General features: G+C 35.9%; 12 protein-coding genes. 4 read left to right on the top strand and 8 right to left on the bottom strand.

The features are described from left to right. Positions 1–114: 114 nt before the first annotated feature. The gene (gene hisJ / locus ACTWP4_RS15015; RefSeq protein ID WP_443129598.1) at positions 115–921 is read left to right on the top strand and encodes a histidinol-phosphatase HisJ; all 807 of its coding nucleotides are present in this window, start codon (positions 115–117) and stop codon (positions 919–921) included. Positions 922–996: 75 nt separating this feature from the next. Here hisJ and ACTWP4_RS15010 read toward each other — a convergent pair whose 3' ends face one another. From ACTWP4_RS15010 to ACTWP4_RS14995, 4 genes are all read right to left on the bottom strand, one after another. Next, on the bottom strand, positions 997–4,602 hold the full coding sequence (locus tag ACTWP4_RS15010; protein WP_443129597.1) for a dynamin family protein: 3,606 nt from the start codon (positions 4,600–4,602) through the stop codon (positions 997–999). Between the two features lie 727 nt (positions 4,603–5,329). Then, positions 5,330–7,783, bottom strand: a complete 2,454-nt coding sequence (parC, locus tag ACTWP4_RS15005) for a DNA topoisomerase IV subunit A (RefSeq protein WP_443129596.1) — start codon at positions 7,781–7,783, stop codon at positions 5,330–5,332. A 21-nt stretch (positions 7,784–7,804) separates the two neighbouring features. Further along, positions 7,805–9,757 carry a DNA topoisomerase IV subunit B gene (gene parE / locus ACTWP4_RS15000; protein ID WP_443129595.1) on the bottom strand — a complete coding sequence of 651 codons (1,953 nt, stop codon included), beginning with the start codon at positions 9,755–9,757 and terminating at the stop codon, positions 7,805–7,807. 72 nt (positions 9,758–9,829) lie between these two features. After that, a complete protein-coding gene (locus ACTWP4_RS14995) occupies positions 9,830–10,243 on the bottom strand; it encodes a CoA-binding protein (RefSeq protein WP_443129594.1) in 414 nt (137 codons plus the stop codon). 220 nt (positions 10,244–10,463) lie between these two features. Between ACTWP4_RS14995 and plsY the strand changes: the two genes are divergently transcribed. The 3 genes from plsY to yidD all read left to right on the top strand — a co-directional run bounded on the left by plsY (position 10,464) and on the right by yidD (position 12,317). Further along, on the top strand, positions 10,464–11,048 hold the full coding sequence (gene plsY / locus ACTWP4_RS14990) for a glycerol-3-phosphate 1-O-acyltransferase PlsY (RefSeq protein WP_443129593.1): 585 nt from the start codon (positions 10,464–10,466) through the stop codon (positions 11,046–11,048). Positions 11,049–11,155: 107 nt separating this feature from the next. Beyond that, the gene (gene folE2, locus ACTWP4_RS14985) at positions 11,156–12,079 is read left to right on the top strand and encodes a GTP cyclohydrolase FolE2 (RefSeq protein WP_443129592.1); all 924 of its coding nucleotides are present in this window, start codon (positions 11,156–11,158) and stop codon (positions 12,077–12,079) included. Next, on the top strand, positions 12,057–12,317 hold the full coding sequence (gene yidD / locus ACTWP4_RS14980; protein WP_443129591.1) for a membrane protein insertion efficiency factor YidD: 261 nt from the start codon (positions 12,057–12,059) through the stop codon (positions 12,315–12,317). Before folE2 ends, yidD begins: the two co-directional genes overlap by 23 nt. 176 nt (positions 12,318–12,493) lie before the next feature. Here yidD and ACTWP4_RS14975 read toward each other — a convergent pair whose 3' ends face one another. From ACTWP4_RS14975 to ACTWP4_RS14960, 4 genes are read right to left on the bottom strand one after another with little or no spacing between them, the layout of a single operon-like run. Further along, positions 12,494–12,793: a hypothetical protein gene (locus ACTWP4_RS14975; RefSeq protein WP_443129590.1), complete on the bottom strand. Its 300-nt coding sequence runs from the start codon at positions 12,791–12,793 to the stop codon at positions 12,494–12,496. A gap of 2 nt (positions 12,794–12,795) precedes the next feature. Next, entirely contained in the window at positions 12,796–13,218 is a 423-nt protein-coding gene (locus ACTWP4_RS14970) for an acyl-CoA thioesterase (RefSeq protein ID WP_443129589.1), read from the bottom strand. Continuing rightward, positions 13,215–15,500 (bottom strand): AAA family ATPase, encoded by a 2,286-nt coding sequence (locus ACTWP4_RS14965; protein ID WP_443129588.1) that lies wholly within the window; start codon positions 15,498–15,500, stop codon positions 13,215–13,217. Before ACTWP4_RS14965 ends, ACTWP4_RS14970 begins: the two co-directional genes overlap by 4 nt. Positions 15,501–15,518: 18 nt before the next feature. Then, positions 15,519–16,115 carry a redoxin domain-containing protein gene (locus tag ACTWP4_RS14960; RefSeq protein ID WP_443129587.1) on the bottom strand — a complete coding sequence of 199 codons (597 nt, stop codon included), beginning with the start codon at positions 16,113–16,115 and terminating at the stop codon, positions 15,519–15,521. Between the last annotated feature and the right edge of the window lie 466 nt (positions 16,116–16,581).

The raw sequence follows: 16,581 nt of genomic DNA, 5'->3' as shown, positions 1-16,581 counted from the left end.
TTTATAAATACAACATTAGCATACTTTTTTTACTTCTGTCAATCATCACTTTTCATTTTAGCGAATTGTGTATACAATAAAAAATAAACCTATTTACATAAGGAGATGTCTTGTATGAACATGAGAGGAGATTATCACGTACATACCCCCTTCTGTCCACATGGCTCAAATGATAGTATCGAGATGTACATAGAGCGAGCCATTGAAAAGGGGATGAATGAATTAAGCTTTACCGAGCATGCGCCATTACCGGTAAATTTCAATGACCCAACACCTGATCAAGACAGTGCAATGTCATGGGAAGATCTTGATGCGTATATTCAGATTATAGAGAATGCTAAACAAAAATATAAATCAAAAATAAAAATTAATTTAGGCTTTGAAATCGATTATATTGAAGGATATGAAGATGATACTACTTCATTTCTTGATCAATATGGCCACTATATCGATGATGCCATTTTATCTGTACATATGTTAAGAACACCTGATCATAACTATGTATGCATTGATTTCAGTAGTGAAGAATTTGCTCGTATCATTCAGTTATTTGGTAGTGTTGAAGCAGTCTATGATCAATATTACCGCACTATCGAAAAGGCGATTATTTCTGACCTTGGCGCTCATAAACCTAACCGAATCGGTCACCTAACCTTAATTCACAAATATCAACGCAAATATGCTGTCGATCAAAGCTATAACGCGACAATAGCGCGGTTGCTTGATCTAATACAAGAACACCAATTAGAATTAGACATTAATACAGCTGGTCTTTATAAAGACGATTGCCTTGAACTATACCCACCAATTTCCATCATCGAACAAGTAATAGAAAAGGGAATAAGTTGGAAACCAGGCTCTGATAGCCACGCATCAGAAACCATTGCACGCGGATTTGATCAACTTAAAATTAGCAAATAGTGAAAAATGAAGGACAAATGCTTGTTTAGCTTATTTGTCCTTCATTTTCTTATGATAGAAAGACTAGATTAAATTCTATAGAGCGTGAATTTTTGAGTCTAATACGTGAGCTAAATGCTCTTTGATCGCAAGCAAATGCTCTTTATTTTCTTCCTGATCTTCAATACCTGCTACTACCTGATGATAGTATGTGGTTGTTTCTTCATGATACTGTTGCCAAATCACTCGATCATAGTGCTTCCAATGGTCTTGATAAAACGTAATCAAGTCTTTTTCCATTTTAGTAACAGCTTCTTCCCAAGTCTCACCAAAATACTTGCCAGTTATTTGTTCAAGCGCTTTTCTATCATTTCCAGCAAAAAAACTTTTCGAATCTTTATAAGTGTTACTCCACTTGGTTAACAAACTTTTATCAACTTCTCTTTGCTTAAGAAGTATCTCTGGTTTTGGTAAATGAACACTTTCTAAATCTGATAAAGAAAATTGCTTGTCGACTTGCTTTATTTTACGTTGAATATCTTGATGCATTTGTTGTAACGATTGGTTAAAAGTTTGCTCCAAGCGAATCGAAATAGCTTCATACTCCAACTCCAAACGTGTATCTATTGCTTTCCAAAGTGCAGCAAGTGCAGCTTCAACTTCTTTTTTACCTTTGCGCCCATTCGATTGAATAGCACCGGGATTCACATAATCCTTGAATAAATCGATATATTGAATCGAAAACCGTTGCTTAGCATAGAAGGTTTGTTTCGTTAACTTTTGGATGATTTGATCGAGATATGATTCACCATCACGTTGCTTGATTACATGCTCTATTTCTGTTTGATTAGTTTTACCTTGCTCGATTAACCGTTCTTTTTCTGCCTGATCCCCATTAATAATAGTAAGCCAATTTGTCACAAGGGAGTTTGCCCTATGCAGATCAGTATAGATGGAACGCATACTCATTTGGGTTAATTCTTCTTTTACAAAGCGATAAAAGGATTGTTCAAATTTCGGCAATCCAGTACATTCACTTTTCTCTTCAATTGCTTTTTTGCTCGAGACGGAAAACATTCTAGGACCATTTATATCAAATTGCTGTAATTCATTACGAACATAATCAACAACTAACTGTGCCTCTTGTTCGTCTTTCGCCAAGTCAATTGCATTAATAATAAAGAACATTTTATCTAGTTCAAACGCATCCTTAACTTTACCTAGACGTTCTAAAAATTGCTGATCTGGCTTGGAAAAAGGATGATTATAGTACGTTACAAATAGAATTGCATCAGCATCTTTGATATAGGAAAATGCTAAATCTGTATGACGAGCATTAACAGAATCAGCTCCAGGTGTATCTACTAACGTAATTTGCTTCTCTGTTAACGGGCAATCATAAAAAAGCTCCATTTCCTTAACAAAACATGCGATCTCTTCTTCACGAATATACGCCTGAAAATCATCAAAACCAATGACATAATTGGTTCCAATTCTATCTTGCATGTCACTAAATCCATTGTAAAAAGCAGTCAGAAAGGACTTATGTTGATCGGCAATATCTAATTTATCTAGTTTTGTTTTATGAATCCACTTATATGCCATTGACAAATTACGAAAATCTTCTTCAACAATTTCCTGTATATCTGCTAAAAGTTCTTGTTCTTGTTTAATCACTACGTAGACATCTTTATGCTGAAAATCGCCATTTACTGGGCTAATCTTATTGATGGCAGCTGTTGTCGGATTTGGTGAAACAGGTAATATTTTCTCTCCAATCAATGCATTGGCAAAGGAAGATTTGCCCGCACTAAAAGCACCAAAAAGTGCTATTGTAAACGACCGGTTACTCAGCCTATCTGTTTTATTAAGCATCTCTTGACGAATCGAATCCAAGCTATTAATTCCTTTAAACATTCGTTCTGATTCTTCTACGTCTTTAACAGTTTCGTTAAAAGAATATAATGGCAAATCGTTATCTTTACTGTTTTGTGAAGGATCCTTTGTTTTTGTAACGGACTCCTTCTTTTCTGGTAGCTCTTCTATATCCATTACATTATCAATTATTTTGGCATCTAATTCCTTCTCGATAACAAGTAATTCTTCTTTACCAAAAGTGAGCTCTTTACCTAAAATGGATTCTGCGTTATTTCTATACTCATTAAATTCGTGCTTTATTCGCTCTATCTCAGATTGGATGGAATGATACTTTTCGATTGTTTCTAGTTCTGTTTTCTTCTCGATTAATTGTTCCTCAATCGGTGAAAATACCCTATCTTTTACTTCATGCCATTTGTTTTTATAAAACTGCCGAAATACTTTTTTAATCGCTGATGAGACCTGATCTGTGTAGACAAGAATATAGTCCCCATTGACAGTCGCACCTTCATTCATTAATTTCACTAAATCATTTGCTTGGAAATACTGTTCAAAGATAGGCTCTGAAAAGTGAACTGATACATAAGGTTTTAAAAATTCCGACATTTTATCTCTTAATTTCCATTCTAAACTTACTTCTGCTTTCACTTTCATTGCTTGATAAAACGTAGCTAATCGCTCATTACGTTCCGCTTCTATTTTTTTACGATTACGGAATAGACCCACCTTAAATTTTGGATCGAAGGATTGGAGCAAATGCTCCGCTTTTTCACGAATTTCATACGGGACAAGCTGAGCATTTTTCGTTGTCTGCTCGACCTCATATAAATAGTCTTTTTCTAAATTATTTTTCTTTGCTTGTAATGCTTGATAACGGTCTTGGACTTCTTCATAAGAAGTTGCAGGCAATTCTATTTCCTCTAACTGATCCTCTAAATTAGTAAGTGTTGCATCCATTTGTTTTTGCTTTTCTTGGATGCTTTGATAAACCGAGTATACTGTACCTTGCCATAAAGTATCGCGTAAAATAGTCTGGTGATTAGCCGTTATTAATTGATTAATCGTTTTTCTCAACTCGTCAAATTGATTAATTTTCTTTTCAGTGTCATAGATGGATGTATAAAAAACTTGCTCAGGGCTAATCCCCCATTGCTCAAAAACCTGCTCCAAGCTATCTTTAAAATCCGAAAAAGCAATTTCCATTTCATCATGTTTATCCATTTGATTAATTATGACATAATATGGTTTATTCATTTCATCTATTTGTTTCAAAAATCGGGCATTCACCTCTGACTGTACATGGTTATAATCCATCACGTAGAACAACACATCAACTTGATGGAGAGCTGATTCAGTCATTAATCGGTCTGCATCATTGGCAGCGTCGATACCTGGCGTATCCATAAACGTTACTCCTTGAGGTAATGTTTCCATGTTTTTAAAAATTTCTATCTTTTTCACTTCATCTCCATCACGACATAATTGATGAAGTCGATCCAAATGCGGAAGAGCTTTCATTTTAATAGCAGGTTGATCAGCAAAATGAACAATGACGCCATCATCTCCCCTTTTTATCTCCACAATATTTGCACTGGTTGGGATAGGACTTTGAGGTAATAACGATTCGTTCATTAACTGATTGATTAACGTCGATTTCCCTGCTGAAAAGTGCCCACTAAAACAAATATGCAACATCTGTTCTTGTAATTTGGCATAATAATCAAGTATTTGTTCTTGAAAGGTTGATTCGTTTTTTTGATCGAAAAAGTGATATAAGTCTGCTAATTGTTGTTTATCTACCATTTGGTCACTAGTTGTCAACATTGTCTAAACTCCTTGATTGATCATTCTATTTTCCCATTATACTGATTTTTTTGAATTATGGCTAATAGTTTTCTCACTTTTCCATAGATAAACTTAGGTAGTTAACTTTGCAAAGTGGATATTCAGAGCGCGCTGATTCCCCAGGAGTCGAAGTAAACGCCTTTTCTAGATAAAATGCCTACATTGGATGCGAGTGATAGCAGTTAGACTCTTATTTCTTGCTATATGGGGTACCATCCTTTTAGAACGTTCAAAAAGATAACGGTCATTACCATTGTAGAGCAAACTATATAGAGAAGGCCGCCCGCTTCCACTCCTACAGGATGGTTTTCTCCGAAGCGATTTTCTTGCACACGATAACTTTCATCATAAAGTGAGACTTCCATCAGTGGGGGTTATTAGAAACGTAGCGACTTCAGAATCACGGTGAGGTTACGAACCGATGATGGCTTTCACCCAAGGGTATAAGGGTGACTAAGCCTCTGGTTTCACCAATCGGCAAATCTTCTTTATCGTAGGGCGATTCGTGAAGTAGCCTAGTTTTTGGGCGATCGGAGCTAGACATCCGCGCAAATTTTATACTTTCTTTGTCTTGCAAAAAAAGATACCCAAACCATAAGCTGGGTATCTTTTTATCACGGTGCTCCGTCTGTATGCCCCCACTTAAGCTTCAAGTAACACAAGGATAAGTATAACAGACGCTAACATGATCATAGTCTACTTTATCTTATTCTTTTTCTTCGTCAAATGCTTTGGTTAGTTCCATTTTTGGTTTGATCGTTGTTACTTCGCCTGCAAGATCGGTGTCGATCACATATGATCCATTGCTGTATCGATCGCTAATAGGAAGTTCCATTGGTTTTACTTCATGAATTTCCGCTTTTGAGGTTATTAGTGTGATCACATCTTCATTGTCCACTAGATCGAAACCGACAATACGATGTGGTTTTCCCTTTAATTCTCTTAACATAACTAGCCCTTTTTTAGCGCGTGATGATTTCTCGAATCGATCAATCGACATTCGTTTACAAGCACCTCGCTGAGTGGTAACAAACAAGTTTCTGTTCTCGTGAAGTTCATCCATCAGAACCGCATTGATAACATATTCACCAGCTTTTAATTGGATTGCTTTCACTCCTGCAGCTCGCTGACCAATGGCCGCTACTTCTGATTCGTGATACCAAAGTCCATAACCTTTATTGGTAGCTACTAATATATCTTGATTACCATCCGTCTCATAAACATTGATTAACTCATCATCCTTTTTCAAGTTCAAAGCAATCAGCGGTCGGGAATAACGTTGTGAATAGTATAAATCTAATGTACTTTTCTTAACCATACCATTTTTCGTAAAGAAAATAAGGTATTTATCTTTTGCAAATTCTCGAATTGGTATAGCTTTTACGATCGTCTCATTTTTGTCAATAGAGGCTATATTGGATAAATGCTGACCGAGTTCTTTCCAGCGAATATCAGGTAACTGGTGAACAGGTATCGGCACGTAACGTCCTTTATTCGTAAACAATAACAAATGGTCTGTCGTATTCAGTTCCAATAAGGAGATTAAATGATCATTTTCTTTGATCGTAAAATCTTCATTACTTGAAGCAGTATAAGATCTGATACTTGTTCGTTTTACATAGCCTTGTTCTGTAACAGATGTAATGACGTCTTCACTAGCTACTGTTACTTCTACATTTATTTTTAATTCTTCGATCTTTTCCTCAATTTTTGTACGGCGAGGCTCTGCATATTGTTTTTTCATACTTCGAAGATCTTTTTTTATCACAGATAATAAATTATTCTCATCAGCAAGAATTGCCTGATATTTTTCTATTGCTTTTTGAAGTTCATTCGCTTCTTTTTCTAAAGCAGTTATATCTGTATTGGTTAAACGGTACAACTGCAAGGTGACAATTGCTTCTGCTTGAGGTTCCGTAAAACTATATGCTTCCATAATCCGCTTTTTGGCGTCTTGCTTATCTTTAGATGCGCGGATCGTTTGAATTAATTCATCTAAGATAGAAACGGCTTTTATTAAACCTTCGACAATGTGTGCTCTTTTCTCAGCTTTATTTAAGTCAAATTTTGTTTGTCTTGTGACAACTTCTTTTTGATGCTCAATATAAGCATCAATCATTTGTAATAAATTTAATAATTGCGGTGTTTTATCTTTGATGGCCACCATATTAAAGTGATAGGTAATCTGTAAATCGGTATTCTTATATAAATAATTGAGTACACCTTGACTGTCTGCATTTCTTTTCATTTCGACCACGATCCGTAAACCAGTTCGATCTGTTTCATCGCGAACTTCTGCAATTCCTTCTACTTTACGATCGATTCGTAGTTCATCCATCCGTTTGACAAGGACAGCCTTATTCACTTCATATGGAATTTCGTCAATAACGATTTGTTCACGGTTTCCTTTTAGTGGTTCAATATTTGCCCTTCCACGTACGACAACTTTACCTTTTCCTGTCTGATAGGCTTTCTTTAGTCCTTCATAACCTTGAATAATTCCACCGGTTGGAAAATCTGGCCCTTTTACAATCTCCAATAATTCTTCTACTGTTACAGATGGTTTATCTAAACGTTTGATAATGGCATCGATGACTTCACCTAAATTATGAGGTGGAATTTCTGTCGCATATCCAGCAGAAATTCCGGTTGAACCATTGATCAACAAATTAGGTATTTTTGCTGGAAGTACTACTGGTTCATCAATCGTATCATCAAAGTTTGGGATATAATCAACGGTTCCTTTATCAATATCGCGAAGTAGCTCTGATGAGATAGCAGATAATCTTGCTTCGGTATAACGCATCGCTGCTGGTGGGTCACCATCGACACTACCATTATTACCGTGCATTTCCACTAACACATTGCGAACCTTCCATGTTTGACTTAATCGAACCATGGCTTCATATACAGATGAATCACCGTGCGGGTGATAATTACCAATTACTGTACCTACCGTTTTGGCTGATTTTCGGAAGGCTTTATCGTGTGTATTTTTTTCTTCATGCATTGCAAAAAGAATTCTACGTTGTACTGGTTTTAATCCATCACGCGCATCAGGTAATGCTCGATCCTGAATAATGTATTTACTATAACGTCCAAATCGATCCCCCATCACATCCTCTAACGGAAGATCTAAATACTTTTCTTCTACTGCCAACGAAATTCCTCCTATATAACCTTAACTTTGAATATTTTCATTATCAATAATATTATCATCTTCTTCTAAACTGAACTGTACATGAGATTCAATCCATTTACGACGAGGCTCGACCTTATCCCCCATCAATGTCGTCACTCTTCGTTCTGCTCTTGCTAAATCATCAATAGTTACCCGAATTAATGTACGAGTATCAGGGTTCATTGTCGTTTCCCAAAGCTGATCAGCATTCATTTCCCCTAGACCTTTATAACGTTGCAGTTGATAACCATTTTTAAATGTCTTGGTTACTTTTGCTAATTCATCTTCTGTCCAACAATATTCTATCTGTGCCTTGGCACCTTTTCCTTTAGAAATCTGATATAAAGGTGGTAAGGCAATGAATACTTTCCCGGCTTCAATTAAAGGTCTCATATAACGATAGAAGAAGGTCAGTAATAATATTTGAATATGAGCACCATCTGTATCAGCATCAGTCATAATCACGATTTTATCATACTGGACATCATCAAGAGAGAACTCACTGCCTACTCCTGCACCAATTGTATGAATAATCGTAGAAATCTCTTCATTCTTCAATATATCTACTAATTTTGCTTTTTCCGTATTTACAACCTTACCTCTTAGAGGCAATACAGCTTGAAACTTTCGATCTCTACCTTGTTTGGCCGATCCACCAGCTGAGTCACCCTCCACCAGATATAGTTCATTCTTGTCTGGGTTTCGAGATTGTGCTGGAGTTAATTTACCACTTAACAAAGCATCTTTTTTTCGTTTTTTCTTGCCACTTCTTGCTTCTTCTCTTGCTTTTCTTGCAGCTAATCGAGCATCTTTAGCACGAATGGCTTTTTTAATCAGCATAGATGCAATGTCCGGGTTTTCTTCCAGGAAATAAAGCAAATGCTCAGCTACAATCGTATCGACAGCAGACCGGGCTTCTGCAGTACCTAGTTTTCCTTTTGTCTGCCCTTCAAATTGTAACTTTTGTTCTGGTATTTTTATGGCAATGACTGCTGTGAAACCTTCACGGATATCGTTACCTTCAAGGTTTTTGTCTTTTTCTTTTAACAGATTAACTTTTCTTGCATAATCGTTCACAACTCTTGTAATGGCAGCTTTGGCACCAGATTCATGAGTCCCGCCATCTTTTGTTCGAACATTATTAACAAAAGACAAAATATTTTCAGCAAAACCATCATTAAATTGAAAAGCAAAATCGAGCTCCATTTCTTGATGTTCGCCTTCAAAAGCAACTACATCGTGGAGTGCATCCTTTTCTTCGTTTAAGTAGGATACAAACTCTTTTAATCCGTCTGGATAATGGAAAGTCTCCTCTTTTCCTTCGTTTCTTTCATCGATTAAATCAATGGTAATTCCTTTTAACAAGAAGGCAGCTTCTCTTAATCTTTCTGCCAAAATATCAAACTGAAACATATCAGTAGAAAAAATCGAACGGTCAGGTTTAAATGTGATTGTTGTTCCCGTTTTTTTCGTTTTGCCTTTTTTCTCTAGTGTAGTAACTGGCTTACCACCGTTCTCGAATCTCTGGTAAAAAACTGCCCCATCTCTTTCGATGGTAACTTCTAACCATTCTGACAGAGCATTAACAACAGATGCCCCTACACCATGTAAACCACCACTTGTTTTATAGCCTCCTTGGCCAAATTTTCCACCAGCATGTAATACGGTTAATATGACCTCAGGAGTAGGTCTCCCTGTTTGATGCATACCTGTTGGCATACCACGACCATTATCTGATACGGTAATACTTTGATCCGGGTGGATCGTTACAGTAATTTGTTCACCATAACCGGATAATGCCTCGTCAACGGAATTATCTAATATTTCAAAGACTAGATGATGTAAACCTCTGGCATCTGTACTACCAATATACATCCCTGGTCTTTTTCTTACGGCCTCTAGCCCTTCTAAAACTTGAATTGAATCATCACTATACGTTGTATTATTGCTCATTACTTTCTCGAAACTCCTTCCCTACACTACCTCTATAACTAGAATATAGAACATACATTCCTATTTGTAAAGTTATTTCATTATAACGGCGTGTGCGACTTTTATACATTGGTCCATGATTATCTGTTTGTTATGTTTAGTTAAATAGTCGTATGCATCATTATCTTTAACACCTTGTTGCATCCAAACATAATTTGCATCCGTATTTACAATTTCTTTAGCTAACTCTTTTAAATAGACGGACCGCCGGAAAATATTGATCAATTCAAAAGGTTCTTGCACATCTTCTATTTTCTCATATGCCTTTTCACCTAATACTTCCTCAACATTCGGATTCACCGGAATGATACGATACCCTTCATTTTGCATTGCTTTTGCAATTTGATATGACGTTCGATATGATTTATCTGAAAGTCCGATAACTGCAATTGTTTTTGTTTTTTCTAACATTTCATGCATTAATTGTTGTTCATTTTCATGCTTCATCTTGTTACACCTCATTTTTATTGATTAAACCATTTAATAGACTTTGACGCAAGTGTACACTTAAAAAATATACCACTTTCTATCCATTTCTTGCTAGTTCTTCTTCTTTTTTATCATAGATGAACAAAAAATTAAATAATGCATGTATCCCTTTTACTAACATCGTGCTAAAATATAATCAACATTACCAATCATAACATTATATTTAAGGAGTTTGATGATGGATTATATTATTTTTATCATTCTTGCCTATTTACTTGGTTCAATACCAACAGGACTAATCGTAGGTAAGGTTGGCTATCAAAAAGATATAAGAGAACATGGCAGTGGTAACTTAGGTGCTACAAACACCTTTCGTGTACTTGGTATGAAAGCTGGTATAACGGTGACCATAGTCGATATCTTAAAAGGTACGTTAGCAGCTGTACTACCTATCCTTTTTCAAGCAGAAAATGTTTATCCACTGTTAGTTGGGATTTTCGCTGCAATTGGACACATGTACCCAATTTTCGCAAAATTCAAAGGTGGGAAAGCAGTAGCAACCTCGTCAGGAGTAATTTTAGGTGTTAACCCGTTATTATTTGCCATTATGATTTGTAGCTTTTTAATTATCCTTTATTTCACAAAATATGTATCATTAGCATCAATGTTAACTGGTATAATCGCCATTATTGTTAGCATTGTGCAACAAGATATCGGGTTAATTGTCGTGATTTCTATTTTAACAGCATTTGTGATTTATCGTCATCAGGCCAATATAAAACGAATTATTAACAAAACCGAGCCTAAAATTAAATGGATGTAAAGGGGTCTAACAGAACCGTTAGATCCTTTTTTACAAGCTTTTTAAATTGAATATTGTACTCAGATTAAGTATACTTTGAAATAGTTGAAGACGAAAGGGGTCTAATCATGAAAGATTTTAACACCAAACAACTTCCAAGCAAAACAGAAAGACATAAATTGTTTGGCTCAGTTGAACCAGGTGAAAAAACGAAACCAACTGAAAAAGAAAAAATGCCCGACTTACAAAATACACAGAAAGACTTTTTATTTGATATAGATCAAGTTGGTATTTCCAATGTCAAGCATCCGATACAGGTTTCCAGTAAGGTGAAACCTGAAACGCAAACAACAATCGGGACATTTAAAATGACATCTTCCATTAAGAAAAATCACAAAGGGACAAACATGAGCCGCTTTACTGAAATGATGCAAAATTATAGTAATGGAAATCCTTTCGAGTTGTCCGTTTCAACATTAAAACAATTTACCAAGGAAATGGCAGATCGATTGGAACAGGATGATAATCAAATTACTGTTTCTTTCCCATGGTTCTTTGAGCGTAGCGGACCAGCTTCTGACTTGGCAGGCATGAACCATGCAGATGCAGAAATCACGATTATTTATGATAAAAATGTAGGATACAACATAACGGTGTCATTGGAAGGTACTATTACGACTTTGTGCCCTTGTTCAAAAGAAATCAGTGAGTATAGTGCGCATAACCAACGCGGTAATGTTAAAATGACCGCGGATTTATCGGCTGACTATCAAGAGGATGACGTAGACTGGAAACAAGCTTTATTAGATGCAGCGGAAAGTAATGCAAGTGCACGTATTCATCCAGTATTAAAACGCACTGATGAAAAAATGGTCACCGAGCAAGCATACGAAAACCCTCGTTTTGTGGAAGATATGGTTCGACTTGTGGCCGCGGACTTATATGAATTACCGTTTATTGAAAGATTCACCGTAACGTGCCAAAATGAAGAATCCATTCATTTACATGATGCAATTGCATCGATTACCTATGATAAAGCACTTCATCAATGAGGTGAGTACTTTGAAAAAAGTGATTATGGCATTCATTCGTTTTTATCAACACTTTATCAGTCCAATGTTTCTACCAAGTTGCCGTTTTCAACCAACTTGTTCTCACTATAGTCTAGAATGCTTTCAACGTTTTAACCTATTTAAAGCAACGTATTTATCAGTCAAAAGAATAATAAAATGCCATCCATTTCATCCTGGAGGCTTTGACCCGGTACCTTCCAAAAAGACCGAGCATTAACAAGTAGTTCTAATATAATCGCCTAACAAATTACAGCTAATAATAGTCTCTTTTTAATTTACACACAAAAAAGGCTTGGAATCTAAAACTTTATCCAAGCCTTTTTTTCATTATTATTGCTGTCTGATTTTTCGCGATTTCCAGGTCACCCCTTCAATCAATGTGAAAATCTCTAATTACAATTGAAACTTATTTATCTGTTCCCATTGTTGTTCATTAAATAAGATTTGTTTTTGCCTCTCTCCAAACAGATCAAAATGCGGATAGTTTGGATCTTGATGAATCCACTCTTTCCTCAGACTATATTTTTTACCCCATTCAATTAATTTCTGATAATCAGCACAACCTACTTTTGTAACTGTCGTGCATCCGGGAAAACGGTCATCTAGCCAATAATGAGTTAAAAAAGCTATTTCCCCATTTCTAACATCTGACTTCCACTTTTTTAATGTATTTCTGTTAATTCCGAAGGCCATGATTATTCCACGCTTTCTAACGCATTCTGATACGCATCATGCCAGTTTGGAAATTGCTTTTTCAAGGAAAGTGGCCGAAAATTATCTTTTTTTACAATTACGTGTTGTGTTTCACCTGTAACTGCAGCATTTCCTTCCTGATCTAAGATTCGATAACCATATGTTGTACGAATGCCATTATATTTTTCCAGCCACGTCTCCACATAGGCATCATCACCATAACGAATTGGATGCTTAAATTGAATATTGGCATCGATAACCGGGGAAACAATCCCCTTTGCTTCCATTTCATGATATTTAAAGCCTAATTCTTCAATAAATGCTGTCCTTCCTATCTCAAACCAGATTAAATAATTGGCGTGGTAGACTACTCCCATTTGATCTGTTTCCTGATATCGTACTTTAATTGGTGTAGTTACTTTCATTGTTGATTTGTCCCCCTAATAGATTTCCAAGCTAATTCGAAATCTTTTTTCGTTAACAACTCAAGATTTTCTATTTGTGCCGTATCAATATCAAGTCTTAACGCTTGATACTGGATCGCTTCGTTTATCAAGTTAACGATGAATCGTCCATTTCCGCTAATTGTCGTATCTTCAAAATGTTTTAATAAATAGTCGATTACATCATCGTTCAACTGGTATTCAAATTCTTTGACATGATATCGCACCATTTCCAGAAGTTCCTCTTTCGTATAATCTTGAAACTGAAAATATTTTTTAAACCTAGATTCTAATCCTGGGTTACTAGCAATAAAACGCTCCATTTCATTTTTATAACCAGCAAGTATAATCACAATATTTTCGTTATGCTTCGTCATTTCATCAACTAACGTATCAATTGCTTCTTTGCCAAAGTCTTTTTCCCCACGGTATAACGCATATGCTTCATCAATAAACAATACGCCACCTAAAGCTTCACGGACTTTATTCTTGGTTTTCATAGCTGTTTGACCAACAAATCCAGCAACAAGATCGCTTCTTGACGCTACTACTAAATGACCTCGTTTTAGTAAACCACATTGCTTTAAAATTTGCGCAAATAATTTGGCAACTGTTGTTTTGCCAGTACCCGGATTACCCGAAAAGACGGAATGTAATTGAACAGGTACAGTCGGTAGTTTTAATGATTTGCGCTTTTGTTGTATTTGCACAAATGCAGATAACTTCTTCACTTCCTCTTTCACATTATCAAGCCCAATTAATTGTTCCAGTTGTTCCATTGGCTCAGTAGAATCCTTCTGATCATCAAGTGTGGCGATATCTTCTTCTGATATGCGCATATGGGCAAGCCAATTGTCCTCTAATGGTAGCTCATGACTGGCACCAATATGGAAAATTACTTTCAGTACCAAATCTTTAACTGTACGAGCATTTCCGAATGATTCATCAACACGTGCCTTTTCAATTAATGATAGAAAGCGATGTCGTGCCTTTTCTGTGAAAAAGTAGTCATTTTGTAAAGCCGCATCTTCCGCAATTTGTAATAATTCTTCATTAGAGAAATCAGGCAGCTTAATAAAGTTACCTTCTGGAAAACGACTTCTTAGGCCTTGATTTGACCATAAAAAGTGCTGCATTTCATCAGGATATCCCGCAATAATTACTGCAAATTTATTAGCATATTCCTTACTAGTCATACTAGAAACTAATGTATCAATAACTGCTTGACCATAATCATTACCAGTTTGGTCTTCTCGTTTTAAATTATAAGCTTCATCGATAAAGAGTACTCCACCTAATGCTTTCTTGACATAATTTAATGTGTTCTCCTCACTTTGCCCCATAAAGGAACCGACTAATTGCGAACGGTTCACTTCAATCACTTCGTTTGTTTCAAGCAGCCCCAGACGGTAGTAAATATTCGCTAGCAAACGAGCAATGGTTGTTTTACCTGTTCCTGGATTTCCGGTGATCACCATATTTAATCCTTGCTCATCAACCATTTGAAATCCTGCTTCTTTCCTTTTTTGCTGGTATTTTAAATATTGATAATAATGGTTAATATAATCTTTAACCTCATCCAGTCCGATCATTTTCGATAATTCATCTAATGGATCAGATGCTGTTTCATCTTTAATAAAGGAAGGTAACGCATCATAAAAAAGCGTAATAAAATAGCTTAGTCTTTCGACAGCCTCATTGTAAGATTGAATTTCTTTTGTTGATTTGCGTTGCTCTAAAGTGTAAACCATTGATTCGGCTACATCTTCAATAAATTCCACTTGCTCAAAGATTTGATCATACGTTTTCTTGATATGGTTGGATGATGCTGTATGAATTGATCTCAATTTTGATAAACGATCCATTTCAGCTAAGAGTGCTTTAGCTTTCTTTAATTTAACCGGATCAAAGTCTGTTTCACGAATGTGATACTGTGCAAGATCGGTCTCCTGGATATCATTATAGATTGATAAATAATGCTTTAATGCTTGTACGTCTGCAACCATTGGATGATTACTTTCTTTCTTTAATTGTTCGAGATGTTTATTTAAATGATCATCTGTCACATTTCTCTTTAAACGATAAAAAGTAAGCATACTATAAAGTAATGCTTCTGAGTCAACTTGCAAAGAAAAAGTTGCTTGTTCAACTTTATCAAGGATTCGCAATATTTCTATCTCATTGTAGGGTGGAATCTCATCTAGTGAATTCCAACTCTGGATTTTTTCTTCTATTTCTTGCCATTCTATTGTTGACACAAACATACTCCTTCCCGATCAATTCTAGCTCTGTAACTCTTTTAAGTGATCTTGCATTTGCTCTAGTGTCATAGCACCATTAATTCGTTTCATAACCTTTTGATCACTTGTTCTAATGATAAAGGAAGTCGGCATACCGATAATCGAATATCTTTCATACACGACATCATCTTTATCTAATAATACAGTAAATTCGAAATTACCTTCTTCCACGAATGCTTTTACTTTATCGATTGATGTTTCTCTATTCGTAGCGTTTACTGCGATCACCTTAACTGTATCACTATTTTCATTTTCAAACGTCTGCATAGCAGGCATTTCTTCTCTACAAGGCTTACACCAAGTTGCCCAAAAATTCAATAAAATATAGTCCTGTTCCACATCAAATGCCTCTACTTCATTACCAGCAAGATCAGTTAACCTAAAATTAGGGGCCTGATTACCTTCCTGTAATTGTTCCACGTTCGGTGCTGTAATACCTACACCATCTACAGAGGTATCTTCTGTAACATCTATAATATTTGGCTCTGATTGTTGATCACCTATATTAGTAAAATTGGTAATCACCACAATTACAACCAAAATCAAAACAACCATTACCGATAAAACAGTCTTCCACATCGCGCTCATCCTTTACATTAACACTAAAACCTATTATATAAGATAACAACCAAAGCGTCTAATTATAAAAATAAGATATTCCCCCATTCATTGTTAAAGACTATAAGGGAAAAAATCCAGACGAACCCTGTTAAACGGTTTCGAATTAGATAAAAACTGTGAAGTAATGAAAATTTCCGAAGTGAGGCTTTTCTCCATTCTGATTTTTACTGAGTGCTTACATACGCTCCGGCAAGATACTTCGCTTTGCGTAATGTTATGAATTTGATTGAAGTAACACACAGGAAGGACTTTCCGTCCACTTTACAAAGTGATTTTCTTTGCGAAGTTAGCTGAAGCCGAGCCCACGGAAAGCGCAGTATTCTGCAGGAGCGATATTCCAGCACTCTCTTAGACATGATGGAAAAGAGCAAAATCACAAAAATGTTACTTCGCAGTTTATGTTTTATGTTCCATTTTCTACTAG

The sequence above is a fragment of the Gracilibacillus sp. D59 genome (assembly GCF_052246695.1).
Lineage (GTDB): Bacteria > Bacillota > Bacilli > Bacillales > Amphibacillaceae > Gracilibacillus.
Note: the sequence above shows the minus strand (reverse complement) of the source record. Positions and strands in the feature narration are given on the sequence as shown.

Excerpts from the sequence above, each read along its gene's own strand:
- hisJ (WP_443129598.1), top strand. The coding sequence starts at position 115 with ATGAACATGAGAGGAGATTATCACGTACATACCCCCTTCTGTCCACAT.
- ACTWP4_RS15010 (WP_443129597.1), bottom strand. The coding sequence starts at position 4,602 with ATGTTGACAACTAGTGACCAAATGGTAGATAAACAACAATTAGCAGAC.
- parE (WP_443129595.1), bottom strand. The coding sequence starts at position 9,757 with ATGAGCAATAATACAACGTATAGTGATGATTCAATTCAAGTTTTAGAA.
- ACTWP4_RS14995 (WP_443129594.1), bottom strand. The coding sequence starts at position 10,243 with ATGAAGCATGAAAATGAACAACAATTAATGCATGAAATGTTAGAAAAA.
- plsY (WP_443129593.1), top strand. The coding sequence starts at position 10,464 with ATGGATTATATTATTTTTATCATTCTTGCCTATTTACTTGGTTCAATA.
- folE2 (WP_443129592.1), top strand. The coding sequence starts at position 11,156 with ATGAAAGATTTTAACACCAAACAACTTCCAAGCAAAACAGAAAGACAT.
- yidD (WP_443129591.1), top strand. The coding sequence starts at position 12,057 with ATGATAAAGCACTTCATCAATGAGGTGAGTACTTTGAAAAAAGTGATT.
- ACTWP4_RS14975 (WP_443129590.1), bottom strand. The coding sequence starts at position 12,793 with ATGGCCTTCGGAATTAACAGAAATACATTAAAAAAGTGGAAGTCAGAT.
- ACTWP4_RS14970 (WP_443129589.1), bottom strand. The coding sequence starts at position 13,218 with ATGAAAGTAACTACACCAATTAAAGTACGATATCAGGAAACAGATCAA.
- ACTWP4_RS14965 (WP_443129588.1), bottom strand. The coding sequence starts at position 15,500 with ATGTTTGTGTCAACAATAGAATGGCAAGAAATAGAAGAAAAAATCCAG.
- ACTWP4_RS14960 (WP_443129587.1), bottom strand. The coding sequence starts at position 16,115 with ATGTGGAAGACTGTTTTATCGGTAATGGTTGTTTTGATTTTGGTTGTA.